18 protein-coding genes and 1 riboswitch are annotated in these 19,321 nt (G+C 48.2%); of the genes, 11 read left to right on the top strand and 7 right to left on the bottom strand.

All coding sequences use genetic code 11. The annotated features are described in order from the left end of the window. Positions 1-7 precede the first annotated feature (7 nt). The gene (locus D5S11_RS02435) at positions 8-1,018 is read right to left on the bottom strand and encodes a FecCD family ABC transporter permease (protein ID WP_007410040.1); all 1,011 of its coding nucleotides are present in this window, start codon (positions 1,016-1,018) and stop codon (positions 8-10) included. Further along, positions 1,018-2,055, bottom strand: a complete 1,038-nt coding sequence (locus D5S11_RS02430; RefSeq protein ID WP_031378357.1) for a FecCD family ABC transporter permease — start codon at positions 2,053-2,055, stop codon at positions 1,018-1,020. Before D5S11_RS02430 ends, D5S11_RS02435 begins: the two co-directional genes overlap by 1 nt. 247 nt (positions 2,056-2,302) lie before the next feature. Between D5S11_RS02430 and D5S11_RS02425 the strand changes: the two genes are divergently transcribed. Next, the gene (locus D5S11_RS02425) at positions 2,303-3,241 is read left to right on the top strand and encodes an iron-hydroxamate ABC transporter substrate-binding protein (RefSeq protein ID WP_007410038.1); all 939 of its coding nucleotides are present in this window, start codon (positions 2,303-2,305) and stop codon (positions 3,239-3,241) included. 174 nt (positions 3,242-3,415) lie between these two features. Here D5S11_RS02425 and D5S11_RS02420 read toward each other — a convergent pair whose 3' ends face one another. Both D5S11_RS02420 and sspJ read right to left on the bottom strand, forming a co-directional pair. Beyond that, a complete protein-coding gene (locus tag D5S11_RS02420) occupies positions 3,416-4,828 on the bottom strand; it encodes an amino acid permease (protein WP_014418866.1) in 1,413 nt (470 codons plus the stop codon). A gap of 110 nt (positions 4,829-4,938) precedes the next feature. Next, positions 4,939-5,119: riboswitch (Lysine riboswitch) on the bottom strand. Between the two features lie 122 nt (positions 5,120-5,241). Next, entirely contained in the window at positions 5,242-5,382 is a 141-nt protein-coding gene (gene sspJ / locus D5S11_RS02410; protein WP_007410034.1) for a small acid-soluble spore protein SspJ, read from the bottom strand. Positions 5,383-5,564: 182 nt separating this feature from the next. Here sspJ and D5S11_RS02405 point away from each other — a divergent pair, with 182 nt between their 5' ends. Both D5S11_RS02405 and D5S11_RS02400 read left to right on the top strand, forming a co-directional pair. After that, positions 5,565-6,047, top strand: a complete 483-nt coding sequence (locus tag D5S11_RS02405) for a metal-dependent hydrolase (protein WP_003151759.1) — start codon at positions 5,565-5,567, stop codon at positions 6,045-6,047. A gap of 41 nt (positions 6,048-6,088) precedes the next feature. Beyond that, positions 6,089-7,945, top strand: a complete 1,857-nt coding sequence (locus D5S11_RS02400; protein ID WP_020956331.1) for an LTA synthase family protein — start codon at positions 6,089-6,091, stop codon at positions 7,943-7,945. Positions 7,946-7,975: 30 nt separating this feature from the next. Here D5S11_RS02400 and D5S11_RS02395 read toward each other — a convergent pair whose 3' ends face one another. Continuing rightward, complete coding sequence (locus D5S11_RS02395) at positions 7,976-8,902, bottom strand: substrate-binding domain-containing protein (protein WP_032867975.1); 927 nt, start codon at positions 8,900-8,902, stop codon at positions 7,976-7,978. A gap of 117 nt (positions 8,903-9,019) precedes the next feature. Here D5S11_RS02395 and modA point away from each other — a divergent pair, with 117 nt between their 5' ends. The 7 genes from modA (at position 9,020) to D5S11_RS02360 (ending at position 15,652) form a co-directional block, all read left to right on the top strand. Continuing rightward, positions 9,020-9,817, top strand: coding sequence for a molybdate ABC transporter substrate-binding protein (gene modA, locus D5S11_RS02390; RefSeq protein WP_007410030.1), 798 nt, complete (start codon positions 9,020-9,022; stop codon positions 9,815-9,817). Beyond that, positions 9,798-10,481: a molybdate ABC transporter permease subunit gene (gene modB / locus D5S11_RS02385; protein WP_020956333.1), complete on the top strand. Its 684-nt coding sequence runs from the start codon at positions 9,798-9,800 to the stop codon at positions 10,479-10,481. Before modA ends, modB begins: the two co-directional genes overlap by 20 nt. A gap of 94 nt (positions 10,482-10,575) precedes the next feature. Then, entirely contained in the window at positions 10,576-11,223 is a 648-nt protein-coding gene (locus D5S11_RS02380; protein WP_007410028.1) for a response regulator transcription factor, read from the top strand. Between the two features lie 5 nt (positions 11,224-11,228). Next, entirely contained in the window at positions 11,229-12,332 is a 1,104-nt protein-coding gene (locus D5S11_RS02375; RefSeq protein WP_047936429.1) for a sensor histidine kinase, read from the top strand. Between the two features lie 119 nt (positions 12,333-12,451). Continuing rightward, positions 12,452-13,387 carry an ABC transporter ATP-binding protein gene (locus D5S11_RS02370; RefSeq protein WP_020956334.1) on the top strand — a complete coding sequence of 312 codons (936 nt, stop codon included), beginning with the start codon at positions 12,452-12,454 and terminating at the stop codon, positions 13,385-13,387. Positions 13,388-13,410: 23 nt separating this feature from the next. Continuing rightward, positions 13,411-14,505, top strand: coding sequence for an ABC transporter permease (locus D5S11_RS02365; RefSeq protein WP_108724735.1), 1,095 nt, complete (start codon positions 13,411-13,413; stop codon positions 14,503-14,505). Position 14,506: 1 nt separating this feature from the next. After that, entirely contained in the window at positions 14,507-15,652 is a 1,146-nt protein-coding gene (locus D5S11_RS02360; protein WP_108724734.1) for an ABC transporter permease, read from the top strand. Between the two features lie 33 nt (positions 15,653-15,685). Here D5S11_RS02360 and D5S11_RS02355 read toward each other — a convergent pair whose 3' ends face one another. Continuing rightward, positions 15,686-16,516, bottom strand: coding sequence for an aldo/keto reductase (locus D5S11_RS02355; protein ID WP_007410023.1), 831 nt, complete (start codon positions 16,514-16,516; stop codon positions 15,686-15,688). A gap of 221 nt (positions 16,517-16,737) precedes the next feature. Here D5S11_RS02355 and D5S11_RS02350 point away from each other — a divergent pair, with 221 nt between their 5' ends. After that, positions 16,738-17,223, top strand: a complete 486-nt coding sequence (locus D5S11_RS02350; protein WP_108724733.1) for a stress protein — start codon at positions 16,738-16,740, stop codon at positions 17,221-17,223. A gap of 39 nt (positions 17,224-17,262) precedes the next feature. Here the strand turns inward: D5S11_RS02350 and D5S11_RS02345 are convergent, their stop codons facing one another. Beyond that, the gene (locus D5S11_RS02345) at positions 17,263-19,278 is read right to left on the bottom strand and encodes a Na+/H+ antiporter (RefSeq protein ID WP_108724732.1); all 2,016 of its coding nucleotides are present in this window, start codon (positions 19,276-19,278) and stop codon (positions 17,263-17,265) included. Between the last annotated feature and the right edge of the window lie 43 nt (positions 19,279-19,321).

Below are 19,321 nucleotides of genomic sequence, written 5' to 3'. Positions count from 1 at the left end.
CCTTCCTCTATTTCGTTTTCATCAGCAAATATACAAAATACGGCGCTCCGAGCACGGAAATCACCAGGCCGACGGGAACTTCGGACGGTGCAAGCACATTTCTCGCCAGCGTATCGGCAAGCAGAAATAAAAATGCTCCGATTAAAGCCGAAACCGGGATAAGCGTCTGGTGGCGCGGTCCGGTAAGCCTTCTGGCCAAATGCGGCGCAATGAGTCCGAGAAAAGCGATTCCGCCGGCTGCCGCAACACATGACGCGGTCAGGGCAACGGCGCACATCAGCAGAACGCGCCGCTCCTTTTCAACCCGGGTGCCAAGCCCCGCCGCCAGCTGATCACCGAGCTGGAGCACATTTAAATACCTGGCTTTATAGAGGCTGAACGGTAAAAGAACCAGCAGCCACGGCAAAATGGACAGCACCATTTTCCAATTGGCGTTCCAAATCGAACCGGAAATCCATACAAGCGCCTGCATGAAATCCCGCGGGTCCATTTTCAGCTGAAAAATCAAGAGAAGCGCATTAAACCCCGCATTGACGCCGATCCCGACCAAAACGAGCCGGACAGGTGAAACGCCTTTTTTCCAAGCCAGCACATAGATGAGCAGCGCAGCCAGAAAAGCCCCCGCCAAAGCGCTCACCGGAAGCAGCCATGTACCGGCCATGCTTAAATCAGCAGCTGATCCTTGGAAAAAGAAGATAAACAAAACGACCGCCAAAGACGCCCCGGCGTTAATCCCGAGAATGCCCGGCTCCGCCAAGTCATTTTGAGACACGCTTTGAAAAATCGCGCCTGAAACCGCGATTCCGGCGCCGACCAGCAATGACAGCACCATGCGCGGCAGTCTGAATTCAAATAAAACGAGCTGATCCCGGGCATCCCCTTGTCCGAAAAAGACACGTAGCGTATCAAGAGGCGCAATCCGGATCACGCCCATGTTTAAGCTGATAAAAAAGACGATGCATATGAGCAAAAACGTAACGGCCATGACCGCCAGCGGTTTTTTCGATTTTACATTCATTACAGCCCTCTCCTTTCCCTGCGCGCCAAATAAAAGAAAAAGGGAACGCCGATAAGGGCGGTTAAAGCGCCGACCGGTGTTTCAAACGGCGCATTGACAAGTCTTGCGGCAATATCACTGAAGACTAACAGAACGGCGCCGAATACCGCCGAACAGGGAATGATCCACCTGTAATCTACCCCGACTAAAAATCGGGTGATATGCGGAATCACCAAGCCGATAAAAGAAATGGCTCCGGCGACTGAGACTGAAGCCCCCGTCAAGAGGACAACGACAAACATTCCGATTACTTTCACAAGCGATGTGTACTGCCCGAGCCCTTTGGCCAGCTCCTCACCCAAGCTCAGCACCGTCACTGAGCGCGCAATCAGAAATGCCAGCAAAAGTCCGATAACCCCGACCGCCAACAGCAGCTGCACGCCTTCCCATTTCACGGAAGCAACTCCTCCGGCATACCAGAACTTCACATCCTGGGCGACATCAAAACGGATCGCAATCGCGCTTGAAAGCCCCGTTAAGAAATAGCCGACTGCCGTACCGGCCAGCGCGAGCTTCACCGGTGTCAGACCGCCTTTTGAAAACAGGCCGATGCCAAACACAATAAGCGCTCCGATTCCCGCTCCCGCGAAGGACCACAAAACAAGTCCCGCCGCAGACAGGCCCGGAAAAAAAGCAAACGCCAATGCGATCGCAAATCCTGACCCCGACGTCACGCCCATAATGGAAGGCTCAGCAAGCGGGTTCCGCGTCAGCCCCTGCATAATCGCCCCGGACACAGCTAAAAAAGCCCCGACGAGCGCGGCGGCGGCGGTTCTCGGCAGCCTCAGATCGCGTATGATTTGATGAGATGTATTTTGCGGCTGAAAGTGAAAGAGAGCATCCCACACCGTCCGCAGATGAATATCGGCAGCTCCGATGGAAACAGACAGGGCCGCGCCGATCAATAAAACCGCAATCCCGGCACACAGCAGCACAGCCGCTCTGAATGAACGCGCCGTCCACTGGATTTCACTCCCTGATGCCCCTAGAGCCGTCATTGTCTGTTTCTTTTTCAATAGACCCAACACTCGTTCTTCCTTTCTCAAAACAAGAATGGTAATGATAATGATTATCAATGACTTGTTTCAGTATAGCACTTTTATCTTCTCTTTTAATAGACCTAATTTCATATAAAAAAAGAAAGTTTTTCTTAAAAAAGAGCGTGCTTCTCTATGAAAGCAGTGATATAATCACACTGATAATGATTCTCTTTATCACTAATACTCATGAAAGAAGGAATGTCAGATGTTCCATACATACAAGAAAATCGGCGCAGCGCTGATTGCCATGCTGCTCATCGCCGCTTTGGCCGCATGCGGCAATTCTTCAGACTCGAAAGGTTCTTCTGAAAAAGAAGAAACCATCACGTATAAAGCCGAAAACGGCAATATTAAAATTCCGAAGCACCCGAAACGGGTCGTCGTCATGGCTGACGGCTACTACGGCGACTTTAAACAGCTCGGCATCAATATTGTCGGCGCGCCGCAAAACGTATTTAAAAACCCTTATTACAAAGGGAAAACAAAAGGTGTGACAAACATCGGCGACGGCACGTCCGTTGAAAAAATCATTGACTTAAAGCCGGATTTAATCGTTGTCTGGACGACACAAGGCGCCGATATTGAAAAACTGGAAAAAATCGCGCCGACCATCGCCATTAAATATGACAAGCTCAGCAACATTGATCAATTCAAAGAGTTTGCGAAAATGACAGGCACTGAAGATAAAGCAGACAAATGGCTGGCTGAATGGGATAAGAAAACCGCTGCCGCTAAAACAAAGGTTCAAAAAGCGGTCGGCTCAAAAACCATCTCCATCATGCAGACAAACGGAAAAGACATCTATGTATTCGGTAAAGACTTCGGCCGCGGCGGAAGCATCATTTATGACAAACTCGGGCTGAAGGCCACAAAACTGACGCAGGAAAAAGCCATTAATCAAGGACCGGGCTACGCCAGCATTTCACTCGAGAAACTGCCTGACTTCGCGGGAGACTACATCTTTATGGGGCCATGGCAGGCCGGCGGTGACGACAAAGGCGTGCTTGACAGCTCAATCTGGAAGAACCTCGATGCCGTCAAACAAAACCATGTCTACCGCATTGATCCGATCGGCTTCTATTTCTCAGACCCGATCTCACTTGAAGGCCAGCTTGACTACATCACAAAAAGCTTAACGAAGTAATCCCGAAGCCGCTGTCACAGCGGCTTTTTATTACGCTTTACACTTGACCGTTTTTTCAGCGGACGCACTGACCATTTAACCGCATTCGAGACCATTCATTATATACACGCCGTCAAAACGTAACCCGCCGCCGCAAATAAAAAAGACATCTCACAGACGTGAGATGTCTTTTTGTCATACCGATTGTCTGTTGTTTGCAAATTTCTTTGAGACGAAAGGATATAACAGCAAACCGACGAAGAACAGCCCGATACCGAGAATAAAGGTCGTTAAATCGGCCGTTCCGGTAATAATGACATAAAAAGAATAAATGCAGGCAAGGATGGCGATGATACCGTCTCTTACTCTTGAACCCTTTATCTCGTCATACGTTTCACCCGTAAAAATGAGCTTCAGGCTGTAAAACGCTGACACGAGATACGGAATCAGATAAGCGAGCGTCGCCGCCGTCGTTAAAAACGTAAACGCGTCACTGATCGTCCGGGAAATAACCGAAAAGATAAAGATCTGTGACATCACGTTCGTTACGATTAACGACACAACCGGGCTTCCCTGTTTATTCGTTTTTGCAAAAGCAGCCGGAAAGTCTCCTGATTTCGCCGCTTGATACGGAACTTCAGAGCCGAGAAGAATCCAGCCGAGCATCGTTCCGAACAGACACAAAATCGCCAGAATCGCCATGATGACGCTTCCCGCATTGCCGACGATCGCGTACAATACGTCAACAAACGGTTTTTCCGAGCCGACAAGCTTACCATGCGGAAGCACGCCCATCGTAATCAATGTCACGATGATATAGATGCTGAGCGCGATCAATAATCCGGTAATGGTGGCGCGTTTCACATCGCGCTGCGAACGGGCGCGCCCGGATAAAATGACTGCCGATTCAATTCCGACGAACGCCCATAATGTTGAAATCGCCGCATTGTGGATCTGTCCGCCGATTCCCTCAACTGTGTGAGGACCTGTTTGAACCGGAAAATAAAAATGATCGAAAAACGACGTTTGAAACACAAATAAACCTGCAATGATAAAGAAAATAAATCCTAATACTTTTGAAAACGTCGTGACAAAATTTAATTTACTCGCACCGTTAATGCTGGTGACGAGAATCGTGTGAGTGCCCCATAATAAAACCGTACATACGGCAAACGTCAGCAGCTGGCCGAGCGTAACAGCCTGACCGCCGATCGAAAACATTTCACGCTTATCCGTTAAAATCGGGAAAAATGATGTTAAATATCCGGCAAGGCTCGTGATGATCGCCACGTTGCTGATCCAGCTCGCCACCCAGTAGCCCCAGACCATCGTGAAGCCCGCTGCATTCCCTTTTTTCCGATCGCTGAACAGCGCACGCGCATAGCTTTGCGGCCCCGCCGTCAGCTCAGGCTTGCGGATGGATAAGTGGCCGAAGACCAGCGCGATCATTAACACACCGGCTCCCGTTAAAAGCCATGCCGATGTGGCGCCGAACGGGCTCGCGATTTTTGCGAGCGTACTCGGAAGCGAAAAGATGCCCGAGCCTACCATATTTCCTACGACAAACGCCGTTAATAACCAAAAACCCCATTTTTTCGTCTGTTCCATTCCTGTACCTCCTGGTTGTTCATTCGTACGGACCAGACCCCGAGATCATATTTACACGCAAAAAAAGCCTGAACAAAAGTCCATGCTTAAAGAAACACACACACCCTTGATCTCCGGATAGCCCTCCGCGAAAAAGCACGCGGCAGTCCTGCACTTATTCAGATACAGTCCCAGCATAAAGAAGGATCGGCTTTCTTTACACTTCGGCGCTGATGCCTTTAACACATGTTTTGCGGCCCCTATCAGCCTGGCATGTGCGACTCATCATCAAGCGCAACCTCTACCTCACCGAGAAAGAGTGAGGATTTTTATCATTCAATTCTACTCAGAGGTTATCAGAGATAAAAAGATCTGTCAAAGGGAAAAATTAGATGGAAAACGGATAGAGCGTTCGCCCTACCCGTCTTATATGGTCAGCGGTTGTTTTTTTTCTTTTGAACAGCTTCTTGAAGCGGATCGTCTTTCAGAGCTGCACCGGCGTCTTCAAGCGCGCCTTGAATGACATTTTTGTTTTTATCGCTGTTTTTTCCTTTTTCTTTGTTAAAGAAAGCCATCTGTATCACCTCTTTATCAAATATGGTACACCTATAATGTGTCTTTTTCCGCGGCAGAATATGCGGAATCCGCGTCTCCTTCCTTTTGGCGGAACAGGTAAAGTTTGTTGATCAAACATGCATTCTCTTGATATATTTGTAATTCAGGGGATTTTGGCAAAAATAAAAAGGAGAAGCGAAAAATGACAGGAAAAACACACATCATGGGAGGCATCGCTTCTTGTTCCGCAATTGCGTATTATTACGGGTATGATCCGGTCCTTATGACCTCAGCGGGTGCCCTCGGGGCGCTGATTCCCGACATATGCCATACGAAAAGCAAAATCGGCAGGACGCTGCCCGTTCTGTCCAAAATCGTAAGCACGGTGTTCGGCCACAGAACGTTTACACACAGCCTGCTGTTTATGCTTATTATGTTTTTCATTACGGCAACCTATATTCCGAATCCGAGCATTTCCGCCGGACTGATGATCGGAATGGCGAGTCATCTTGTGCTTGACGCATGGACCGTCAACGGCATTAAACTGCTGTTTCCGTCCGCCATCCGCTTCCGTCTTCCCCTTTATATGAGAACGGGGAGCTTTTCGGAGCAGCTTGTGCTGGCCGGCTTAACGATTGTATCCTGCTATTATTTATACGAACTGGTTCACGGCCGCATCTCTTAAACAAAAAGCATCTTTCGCTTTTAGGGTGAGGAGTCATACATATGAAGAAAACCTTTTTCAGCAATCATCGGTTTTTATGCCTGTCCATCCTGTTCATGTGGATGAAAACCTATGCCGTTTATAAGCTCGGTTTTGATCTGCAGAACAATTCGGTTCTTGAGGAATGTCTGCTTCTCATTAATCCGCTGAGCTTCATTGTGCCGCTGTTCGGCATCGCCCTGCTGCTGACAGAAAAAAAACAGCGGATCTTTCTGCTTTCGGCAAATGTGATGCTGACGGGAATTTTAATCGCGAATACGGTGTTTTACGGGTTTTATATTGATTTTATCACCATACCGGTTTTGTTTCAGGCGAGCAATATGGGTGATATGGGAAGCAGCGTCCAAGAGCTGTTTCACCCGCTTTATATCGCTTTATTTTTGGATATTGCGGTTTTGTTTTATCTTGGTAAAAGGCATAAAGCCGATAAAGGTAAAGCCAGCACCCGTACCGTTAAAGCGTATGCGTGGGCATCAGCCGGCCTCATGCTGTGCAACCTTGCGCTGTCTGAGGCTGAGCAGCCGAAGCTGTTCAAGCACCCTTTTGATCGTGAAGCGCTCGTAAAAGGAATCGGCCTGTTCCACTTTCATTTGTATGACACCATTTCGCAGACGCTGAATGCAGGGGCTAAAGCGTTTGCCGACGAAGACAGCCTTGCGGCGGTCGCGAATTACACTCAAGCCGACTACAGCAGGCCGTCCGAATCAAAGTTCGGGCTCGCAAAGGGGCGCAATGTGATTTTTGTTACGCTCGAATCAACACAGCGTTTTGTAATGGATGAGCGGGTCAACGGGCGGGAGATTACCCCGTTTTTAAATAAACTGCGGAAAAAAAGTTATGACTTCACTCATTTTTATCAGCAGACTGAACAGGGAAAAACCTCAGATTCAGAATTCATTACTGCGAATTCGCTGTATCCGTCTTCAAGCGGCGCCGTTTTTTTCACAAAAAGCGGCCACCGGTTCAATACGATGTACCATATGTTAAAAGACCGTCAATACTATTCAGCCGTTCTGCATGCCAATCATAAGGCCTTTTGGAACCGGGATGAGATGTACGGGGCATTCGGAATCGACCGTTTTTTCGACGCGGATGAATTTAAGGTGACACAGGAAAATTCAACAGGCTGGGGCCTGAAGGATAAGGAATTTCTCGAACAGTCAGCGGAAAAATTAAAGAAGCTTCCGCAGCCGTTTTACGCGAGCCTGCTGACTTTGACCAACCATTTTCCTTTTGAAATTGATAAACAGGATCAGCTCATTGAAGAACCGGACACAAGCAGCGAGTTATTAAACCGCTATGTGACGACGGTCCGCTATGAAGATGAGGCCCTGAAACACTTTTTCAAGAAGCTGAAAAAAGAAGGACTGTATGACAACGCGATGATCGTCCTGATGGGAGATCATTACGGTATATCCGAAGCCCATAATCAAGGACTTGCCGAATTCTTAGGGAAAGAGGAAATCACTCCGTTTGATACGGTTCAGCTTCAGCGCGTGCCGTTTATCATTCATATTCCCGGGGTGACCGACCGTGCGCCGGAAACGATTGCTTCGGCCGCGGGACAGGTTGATGTAAGACCGACGCTGCTTCACCTGCTCGGCATTGAAACGAAAGGCAGCATTCAGTTCGGCAATGATCTGTTTTCCAGAGAGCGGACCCCGTTTGCGGTGCTGAGAAACGGCAGCTTTATCACGGATGATCATATTTATACGAAAAATACGTGTTACAGCCGTAAAACGGGTGAACCGCTTTCTGACATGAGCGCGTGCAGCGATGAGAAAGAAAAAGCGGAACAAGAGCTGATGCTTTCCGATAAAATATTAAACGGCGACCTGCTGCGGTTTTATAAGCAATAAAAAAATCCCTCCGTTATATGGAGGGATTTTTCATGTTTCATATATAAGCCGTCCGGTCATTTTCGTATCATATCCGGATAATTGAGAAAGCTGAGACTTGAATTCCTCAGAATTAAGAATGTCCTGCACGCTTTGAACAAGCTCCCGGTTTTGTTTTAAGACGACCACATCGTACTGCTCACTGATCACCGGGATAAAGTCCGTGCCCGCCATATGCGCCGCATGCTGCGACCCGACTCCGATATCCGCCTTTCCGCTTGATACTTGTGAAGCCGCTGACAGATGATCCGTGACAATGTCATGATAGCCGGCGACATCAGACGGCGTAATGCCGGAAGATCTGAGCTGTTCATCCAGCAGCACCCTCGCGCCTGATCCTTTTTCGCGATTGACGATGCGGACATCTTTTCGGCTCATGTCCTGAAAACCCTGAATGTTCAGCGGATTGCCCTTTTTCACATATAATCCGGCTTGCCGCAGCACGACATGAAAAAGCGCAAACGGCTCCCCTGAAAGAATGCGCTTCACATACGGGATGTTATACTGCCCCGTCTCCCCATCGTACAAATGCAGACTGACGATGTCACAAGCTCCGCGGTACATCTCGATCAGGCTGTTCAAACTGCCGCTGTACTTGCGGAGCGGAGCCGCCTGTATAGTTTGTTCCAGCTGTTTGCTGAGGAGGTCCATCGACACATCCTGCCCGCTGATGATAACGGACTGCCTTTTTTCCGGCTCCCGCCCGCGGGACGGGTCAGCAGCTTCTGATACGGATGGCTTTTTTGACATTCTCATGTTTGCTTTATATTGTTTTAAGTCCTCTTCATCGACCCTCATCTGTCTTCCGACCCTGTACGCCGGAATGAGTCCTTTTTTTATCAAATCATATACTGTCAGTTTGGAGACCTTCAAAAGGCCCGCAACTTCTTCTATTGTATAGGAAGTGGCTTCTGTCATATTATCACGCTCCGTTTTTATTATAACTGTTCAGATATTGAAAAAAAACCGCACCATCACGTACAATTGCGTTATAATTAGTTTGATCTAATGATATTTAGCTATAAGGGGTGCACAATGTTGAAAAAGAAAGCGACACTACTCACAACTGCGGCTATGGCCGTTTTCCTGGCAACTGCGGGCTGCTCATCCGGACAATCGTCCAAGGGCGGACAAAACGAAAAAGTCACGCTGACCGTTTCTGCGGCAGCCAGCGCTCAGGATGCACTTGAAGAAATCCAGACCAACTACGAAAAATCACATTCAAACGTAACCATTCAAGACAACTTCGGATCATCAGGCACATTGCAAAAACAAATTTCACAAGGCGCGGGAGCTGATTTATTCTTCTCGGCAGCCGAAGATAAATTCGAAAAGCTCGTTCATGACGGAGATATCGACAAAAAGGACAGCACGGATCTTTTGAAAAATGATCTCGTCATGATCGTACCTGAGAAAAACAGCGCACACCTGACACATCTGAATGACCTGAAAAAAGACAGCGCGGAAAAAATCGCGCTCGGCACGCCTGAATCCGTTCCGGCCGGACAATACGCCAAACAGTCATTGACGGCATTATCCCTGTGGGACAAGGTAAAAGATAAAGTCGTCTATGCAAAAGACGTTCGCCAGGTGCTTTCTTATGTTGAAACCGGAAATGTCGATGCCGGGCTTGTCTATAAAACAGACGCGCTGATTTCGAAAAAGGTGAAAATCACCGATGAAGCGCCGGCGAAAACGCACGATCAGATCGTTTATCCGCTCGGCATCGTCAAGGATACAAAGCACCGTAAAGAAGCAGAAGCGTTTTATCAGTATCTGCAGTCAGATAAAGCGATGAAAGTGTTTAAGAAATATGGATTTACTGCCAAGTAACATTACGGCTTCGGAGTTTTTCACTCCCGTCGTACTGTCGTTTCAGGTGGCTTTGACATCAGGCATTGCCGTCATCATTCTCGGGACGCTTGCCGGCGCCTGGATGGCGAAAGCGCGATTTCCCGGAAAAACGGCTGTGGAGACCCTGTTTATGCTCCCGCTCGTTCTTCCGCCTACCGTTGTCGGCTTCATTCTCATTATTATTTTCGGGAAACACAGCTTTATCGGCCGGGCGATTGAGCGGATTTTTCACCAGCCCGTCATTTTCACGTGGTCGGCCGCGGTGATCGCTTCGGCCATTGTCGCCTTCCCGCTTATGTATCAGTCCGCTAAAACGGGCTTCGCCGCGGTTGATGCCGACATTGAGGGAGCGGCGAAAGTAGACGGAGCCGGCAGGTGGCAGGTGTTCACCCGTATTTCCGTCCCGCTTGCCTTTCCCTCCCTCTTGACCGGAAGCATTCTCAGTATTGCAAGGGCGCTAGGTGAATTCGGGGCGACTTTAATGTTTGCGGGAAATATTCCCGGCGTCACCCAAACGCTGCCGACAGCGATTTACGTCGCGATGGACTCCGGCAATGAAACACTCGCCTGGGTGTGGGTGATCTGTATTGTGATCATTTCTTTCCTGATGCTGTTTTTCATTCAATTGAAAAAACCCGCTTGACCGATCCGCCTTCCGCGCACCTTTCGCCGGAAGGCTTTTTGATTTAAAATCGGATGGTATATAATGAAACAAAAAACACACAAAGGGTGCGGCCATGAAGATTAATGTCATTATCGCGGATGATAATTCTTTCATCAGAGAAGGAATGAAAATCATTTTGCATACATATGAGGAATTTACTGTATCGGCAACGTTGGAAAACGGACTCGAGGCGGCAGAGTATTGTAAACACAATCCCGTCGATATCGCCTTGCTGGACGTCCGCATGCCGGTGATGAACGGTGTCGAAGCCGCAAAACGGATCGCGGAGGAAACGGATACGAAGCCGATGATCCTGACGACATTTGACGACGATGAGTATATTTTAGAAGCGATTAAAAACGGCGCGAAAGGATATTTATTAAAAAACACCGAACCGGAACGGATACGCGATGCGATCAAAAGCGTTTTCAACGGACACAGCATTCTTCAGGACACCGTGCTGGATAAAATAAAAGACAGCCTTTTCCGGCCGGCGGAAGCCGCGCATCAGATTGATGAAAGCCAGTTTACTGAAAGAGAGCTCAGCATCATGTCGCTTATTGCGAAAGGACTGTCGAACAGGGAAATTTCAAAACAGCTTTTCATTTCTGAAGGGACGACGGCCAATTATATTTCATCTATTTTAGGGAAAACGGGGCTTGAGCACAGAACGCAGATCGCGATTTATTATATCACCGGGAAGGTGGATAACGGGCGTTGAACGGTATGGATTTTTGGATGCTGATGAGCAGACTGATCGCCATTTTTTATACGGCTTTTTTGTTCGTATCGGCAGACCGCCCTTACACGCCGTACGCCGTCTTGTTTCTGCTCGCTTATCTGTCTTTGGGCATTGCGGTCTGCATGATCAGGCCGCCCGCTTGGAGGCGCGGGATCACCCTGCTTTCGCTTGCATTGACTGCCTGGCTTTCCGCCTTAGGCCATCCGGCGTTTCTATTTCTTTTGCCGCCCGCCATTTTTGCCGTTCTTGCCGAATATCCGGTTCACCGCTATGTGTTCTGCCTGCTCGTGTTTTTGCCGTTTTTATTTATCCCGTACGGCGACCTTCCGACTTATATCGTCATGACCTTGTTCTGCTTGGCGATATTCGTTTTGGCCGCCCGGTCCAGCGACCGGCTGAAAAAATATGAAGAGCAGTCAGACAATATGCGCTCAAGCATTGAAAAACTGACGAAACAGCTGCACAGCAGCACGGAATATATCAAACAATCGGAGTATACCGGCAAACTCGAAGAAAGAAACAGATTGTCCCAAGCCATCCATGACAAAATCGGCCATTCCATGACAGGCGCGCTCATTCAGATGGAAGCGGCGAAGCGGATGCTCGGCTCCCATCCGGACAAAGCGGCTGAACTGCTCCAAAACGCCATTACCATTTCCAAAGAGGGCATTGAGGATATCCGCATAACGCTGAAAAATATGAAACCGCCCGCTGAACAAATGGGCATTCACAGATTAAGAACGTTTATTGATGAATTTTCGGCCAAAAACGGGATGCCGGTTCCGTTTACGCATCAAGGCGATTTGGACAGGCTGACGCAAATGCATTGGAGAGTCATTCAGGAAAACGTAACCGAAGCCTTGACCAATGCAATGAAATACGCCGATGCCACGCAGATTTTCATTGATATCCATGTGCTGAATAAAGCCGTGAAAGCGGAAGTGAAAGATAACGGAAACGGCGCCGTCCGCTTTAAAAAAGGCCTCGGCATGCTCGGTATGGAAGAACGGGCAGCCGTCCTGCACGGAACCGTTATTTTTGACGGCACGGCCGGTTTTTCCGTCACGACATTGCTTCCGGTTGAATAAGTGAATGTTTTCATGTGAAAAATATGAAGATTCTCATGTCAAAGGAATGAACAGCTGCACTAACGGCCGTTCATTCTTTTTTTTATAATAAGAGCATCATAAGACATAGAGGTGGAAACATGAACATTTTGGAGCTCAAACAGCTGAGTAAGAAATTCGGTGATTATGCCGCCGTTGACCAGATGTCGCTTGCCGTAAAAGAAGGTGAGATTTTCGGGTTTCTCGGCGCAAACGGAGCCGGAAAAAGCACGACGATCAATATGATCTCAGGCCTTTTAAAACCTTCAGGCGGAGACATTCTGTTTCTCGGAAAAGATATTTTCAAATATAGCAAAGCAACGAAAATGAATATCGGCATCGTCCCTCAGGACCTCGCGATTTACGAAGAATTAAACGCCTATGAAAATGTGAAGTTCTTCGCCGGGCTGTACGGCCTGAGAGGGGCGGCTCTGAAAGAACGGGTTGAGGAGGCCCTGACATTCGTCGGCTTGAGCGATAAACACAAATATTTGCCGAAGCATTTTTCCGGCGGAATGAAGCGCAGGCTCAATATCGCCTGCGCCCTTGCCCACCGGCCGAAACTGATCATCATGGATGAACCGACAGTCGGTATTGACCCGCAATCAAGAAATTATATTCTGCAATCAGTGAAAAAGCTGAATGAAATGGGCTGCACGATCATCTACACGAGCCACTACATGGAGGAAGTGGAAGAAATATGCACGCGCATCGCCATCATCGACCACGGAAAAGTCATCGCAGAAGGCACAAAAGAACAGCTGACCTCCATCATTACCGACACGAAGGACGTCGTGATTGAGCTGTCATCCGGAAACGGCATCAGCCTCGGCGATATTCAGGAGCTGCCCGGCGTCAGAGCCGCCACACTGGAAGAAAACAGCGTGAAAATCAGCTCTGACACAGGGGTCAACAATTTAAACCGCCTGATCCGGTACTTCATGGACAAAGGAATTGAAATCCGCTCCTTACAGGAACAGGCCCCTGACTTAGAAACGGTATTTCTCACGCTGACAGGCAGAAGCCTGCGCGACTGACCTCACTGAAAGGAGGATTGCAAATGAATATTCTGCACATCGCCGTGAAAGAAATCAAAATCAGTTTTCGCGACAGACGGACTTTTATTTTCATGCTTGCTTTTCCGATCGTCTTCATGCTGATTTTTACTGCGGCATTATCAAACGCCTTTGATTCAGAGGTGACGGTCGGAAATATCAAGGTCGTATATACGGACCAGTCAAACGGCCCTCTTTCTCATGATTTTACTGAGTTTATGAAAGCCGCAAAAAAAGAGCATGTCTATTTTCAAAAAGCGGACACGGAGGCAAAAGGCAAAAACGAGGTTCGAGAAAATCAGGCGGATGCTTTCGTCACTGTAAAAAACACCGGTTTTCAAGTCTTTACAAATGACCGGAGCGGCATAAACGGCACGATCGTCCAAGGCATGCTGACCGCTTTTACCAATCAATACAAAGCAGGCGCCGCCGCTTACAAGGCGCATAAGGCGCCTTCCGCCGGACAAATCAAAAGCGATTATATGAAGCAGACGTCTTTACACAAAGCGAAAGAACCGAAAGCGAAAGATTTTTACGCGATATCCATGACGACGATGATCGGGCTGTACGCCTCGATTTTTGCAAGCAGCTTATTCCGCGGGGAAAGAATACGGCACACCGCAGATCGCCTGATCGCCGCCCCGCTCCGGAAAAGCGATATCTTTCTCGGAAAGATGCTCGGCATTTTGGCTGTGAATGTTCTGACGATTCTTGCCGTTGTCGCCTTCAGCAAATTTATCTTAAAAGCGAATTGGGGCAGCCACATGGGACTTGTGCTTTTGATTCTCGTTTCTGAAATTCTTTTGGCCGTCAGCTTCGGGCTCAGCCTGAGCTATTTGACCAGAAAACCCGAAAGCGCCAGATTAATCACCGTCATCATCGTTCAGGTGATGTCCATTATCGGCGGCGCCTATTACAAATATGAAGGCGGAGGAATTTCCGCTCTGTCGCCCTTATCCTGGATCAATAAGGCGATTAACAACATCATTTACGCAAATGATGTATCAGCGGCATGGCCTGCACTCGGTTTAAATACAGCATTGGCGGCACTCTTTTTGCTGATCGCCGCATTTACGTTTCAAAGACGGGAGGGACTGTAATATGAAAAACTTCTGGTGGCTGTTTGCGCACACTCTCAAAGGGATTACAAAAAGCAAAAAACAGCTCATTCTTTATATCGGGGCTCCGCTGATCGGCGTCTTCCTCTCCTTCATGACCAATGCCAACGGCGGGGCCGAAACGCTCAATATCGGCATTCTCGATCAAGACGGCGGAGAAGTGGCGCAGGATACGGCCGCGTTTTTAAAAGGACTGGATCATGTGAAGATTTCGGAGGAAACGGCTGCGTCCGCCACATCAAAGATCGCTTCAGGAAAAATGGAGGCGCTCATTACGTTTGAAAAAGGCTTCTCCCAAAGCGTAAAAGACGGGAAACCGTCTCACATCGGCATGACCTCGCTGAAAGGCGCCCAGGTCACCGGATATGTCAGCTCTTATTTGTACAATTATATGAACAGCGTCGCCTCAATCGGCAAATCCTCCGGCGGAGACGCTAAGGCCTTTCAGGCGATGTACGCCGATTTCAAGCATTCTCCCATTCAAACGGAGTCCGCTGTTTTACAAGATACATCGAACCATAAAGAAATGACTTACTCAGTCATCGGGTATCTCATTATCATTATGCTCTATTCCGCCGGCAACCTGACGGAACTAATGATTAAAGAGAGAGAAAACAGGACATACTACAGGCTTCTGTCAACGCCGATCACATCAAAGCAGTATGTATTGGCGAACGCGGCGGTGAATATCATTATCATGGCCGTCCAAATTCTATTCGCCGTTCTCTTTATGGGCGCCGCTTTTCATATTCATCCGTCATTCCCGCTGTGGCAGCTGTTCGTCCTGATGATGCTGTTTGCATTAAGCGCGATCGGGGTCGCCTTTATTGCCGTCGGTTTTTCCAACAGCAGCGCTTCGGCATCGGCGCTTTTGAATTTGATCGTCGTGCCGACATGCTTGCTGGCCGGCTGCTTCTTTCCGGGCAATATTATGCCGAAAACGGTGCAGACAATCGCCGAATTTCTGCCTCAGCGCTGGGTGCTCGATACGGTGGATCAATTGCAGCAAGGCCGCACGTTCCAAAGCCTGATGCTGAACATCATCATTTTGGGAGCCTTCGCCGCCGCCCTGTTATTAATAGCCGCATACAGGTTCAGCGTAAAACGTCAGACACAGACATTTATGTAAAGAAAAACAGCCCCGTAAAGGGCTGTTTTTTTCTTAGAACAGAAGCTCGTCCGGATTCGGGCCGACACGCTCGTCTTTGTTCAATGCGCTGATCTTTTCCATTTCTTCCTGTGACAGTTCGAAATCAAAAATATCGGCATTTTCTATGATGCGGTGCTCTTTAATCGATTTCGGAATGGTAACGACTTCGTTCTGAAGATCCCAGCGCAAAATCACTTGAGCAACCGATTTGTTATGTTTTTCCGCAATTTGTGACAGCACTTCGTTATCGAGGAGCTGTCCCTGCATCAATGGAGACCATGCTTCCACTTGAATGCCCTGCGCTTTGCAGAAATCTCTTACTTCTTTTTGAGTCAGGCGCGGGTGGAATTCAATCTGGTTGACCATCGGCTTGATTTCAGCATCTTTCAGCAGTTCTTCTAAATGATGCACTTGGAAGTTGCTGACGCCGATGGCGCGGATTTTGCCGTCTTTGTACAGCTTTTCAAGAGCGCGCCATGTGTCTTTATATTTATCCTTGCCCGGCCAGTGAATCAGGTACAGATCGAGGTAATCGAGGCCGAGGCGCTCAAGGCTTTTCTCAAACGCGTCAAGTGTCGTTTCGTATCCTTGATCTTCATTCCACACTTTTGATGTGATGAACAGTTCTTCTCTTGCAACGCCCGCAGCTCTGATGCCTTCGCCGACACCCTCTTCATTTTTATAAATAGCCGCCGTATCAATGCTGCGGTAGCCGTTTCTGATTGCCGCTTCGACGGAGTCCGCCGCTACGCTTCCGTTTTCCACCTTGAAGACGCCAAGGCCGAACCACGGCATTTCAACGCCATTATGAAGCTTTACAGTATCTTTTAAGCTTTTTGCCACGTTGAACCATCCTTTCTAGTCATTATGTAAACGGTTATTATTATCTCACATTTCCGCCGTAAGAAACCAATTATACGCTCATCGTCGTCACAAAAACCATCTTTAGTGCCCAAGCACCACTTCCGTTATTATTTTCCTATTTTTCAAAAATTCCGGTTAGCCGGGTAACTGTCCGGGTAAATCGCTACTGTAGCCACCACACAATTGAAGGAGGAAATCATATGAAACGTATGCGTATCCCGATGTCCGTTGCCCTTGGCGCCGCTTTGTCTCTGACTCCTCTGTCCTTTGTATCCGCAAAAGAAACCCCGGTCCCTCAAAACATGGCAGAGCAATCATCAGATGTCTCAGCAAAAGATGTCGGATTAAACATTGACGTTGACCTGCTCGGCATCGGCAATTCGATTGCTGACGCGATTAAGTCGGCGCAAAACCGTGACGGCTTCGTCAAAAACTTAATGGAATCTTCATTCTACGCTTCCGGACAAAAATATAACGTCATGGTGTTTAATTTAAGCCAGGAATATGAAGATCATTTTAACGGCGTTCAGTTTTACGGTTCCGCCGTTTATGACGGCATCACGTACGGCATTTGGGTGTTTGAAGACGGAAGCTTCACCAATAAAGGTGATGGCGGCTGGATCAACTGGGCCTTCAGAGGCTGGTTTGACCGCGACGGCGATCACGTCGAATTCCATCGTCCGTAATCAAAAAAAGTCCGGCGACAGATGCCGGACTTTTTTGATTTATTCATCTCCGTCAAGCATTGCCGCTTCCACATCATTAATGTACTGGCGAAGCTCATGTGACATGTCCCGGGAAATTTCCCGCTCTTCGAATAATGTTTGGATTTCATTGCGGATGGCCTGCACGGCCCGCAGTTTGATTTCGAGTTTTTGATTTTCAAAACGGCGGCTCGGATTCTGTTCGTGATACGAGTGCCCCAGCCTGAAAATCAAGTGATTGTAAAAGGAAATGACGGCAAGCGTCACATCTTTATTTTCTTCGGTCATGTGTTTTTTCAGGCTTTCAATGGCCGCTTTTGCCGTTTTAACCCTTGTGGCGCGGATGAGGCCTTCTTCATTTAAAATCGTCATTTCCGGCTTTTTTTGTTCACCGAAAAAGATCCAGTACATCAGGCGTTTCAGCTTTTTCTTAGATAAGCCGACTTTAAACGGATTCGTATACAGCACTTCCAGTTCATCCAACCGTTCCTGAAGGCTGTCAGCCGTTTCTTCCGGTATGTCGCCCCGCTCAATCAGCCGCAGCAATTCTTCCTGTTCAGCCTGTATCCCTTGGGCGCGGACTTTCCGCTCATCTTTTTTCGTGCGGTTTTTGACGGTGAACTGCTGAAATCTGAGATTTTTCATTTTCTCATTGTATTCGGCAATGACCGCAAAAGAAGCCGTTTTGTTTGTCTCATTCATATTTTCTTTAATGGCGGTTAAGGCAGCTTTTATCAGCTTCCGTCTCGCTGTCAGCAATTTGACTTTCTTCTCTTTCACATTGTCTTCCGGCTTATCTGTCAAAATCGGCAGTACGATTGTCGCCAGCACCAATGTGCACATAATAACACCCGCGGCTAAAAAGAGAATCAAATTCCGTTCAGGAAACGGTGAGCCGTCAGAGAGCACGTAAGGAATGGAAAAGGAACCCGCAAGCGTGACCGCTCCCCTGACGCCTGAAACCGAAATCAGCAGGGTCGAGCGCAGGCCGGGTTTATAAATGCTCTGATCCTTGTTAAAAAACCACTTGCCGTTCCAAAAAAACAGCACCCACAAAAACCTGAGAATCATTAACGTCAGCGTAATGACGATAATGTACCCGATGACCATCATATTGTTAAACGCGGTATCATTAAATATGACAGAAACCACATCCGGTATTTGCGCCCCTAAAATAACGAAAACAAGACCGTTCAGAATGAACAAAATAATATTCCACGTACTTGAAGAGACGATTTGCAGTTTGACCATCGTTGATTCAAGACGGTCCTGCTCCACCGCATGCGTGATGCCGCCGGCCACAACAGCTAAAATGCCGGAAACGCCGATTTCTTCAGCCGCGAGATAGATGACGAACGGCGTCAGAATTTGAATCAGCATATGCATCGTGACATCCTGCATGCCGAGGCGGCGCAAAAACAGCCGGAAACGGATAATCAAAAAAGAAATGACGACACCGCTGAGTAAACCGCCGGCTGAAATCAGAACGAAACTGAAGGCGGCCTGCGCCAGCGAAAATGCGCCCGTCACGGCAGCCGCAATCGCAAATTTAAAAGCGACCAGGCCGGATGCGTCATTCATCAGTCCTTCTCCTTCAAGGAGACGCAGAATGCCTTTTGGCATCTTCACTCGCCCTGACAGCGCGCTGACCGCGACAACGTCAGTCGGTGACAGTATCGCCGCCAGCCCAAACGCGGCAGCCAGCGGGATGCTCGGAATCATCCAATGAATCGTGTAACCGCCGACAATCACCGTGGCAAACACGAGCCCGAGCGCAAGCAGCAAAATCGGCGCTCTTAAATTCCAAAGTTCCGCACGCGGCGTCCGTTTTCCATCGTTAAAAAGCAGCGGAGCGATAAACAAAACAAAAAACAATTCAGTATTCAGTTCAAAATGAAGCCCCTGCGGAAATGACGCCGCAATGATACCGAGCGCCACCTGAATCAGAGGCACTGGGATAAAGGGGACAAACCGATTTACGATATTTGAGATCGCGATGATGGTTAAAAGTACGAGTACGACTAAAAATATGTCCAAAGCATGACCTCCTTCATCTGCTGCATCATATCATTATTGCCTG

It is taken from the genome of Bacillus sp. L75, from assembly GCF_003676355.1.
Lineage (GTDB): Bacteria > Bacillota > Bacilli > Bacillales > Bacillaceae > Bacillus > Bacillus velezensis.
The sequence above is the reverse complement of the archived record's forward strand: the minus strand, read 5'-3'. Positions and strand labels throughout refer to the sequence as shown.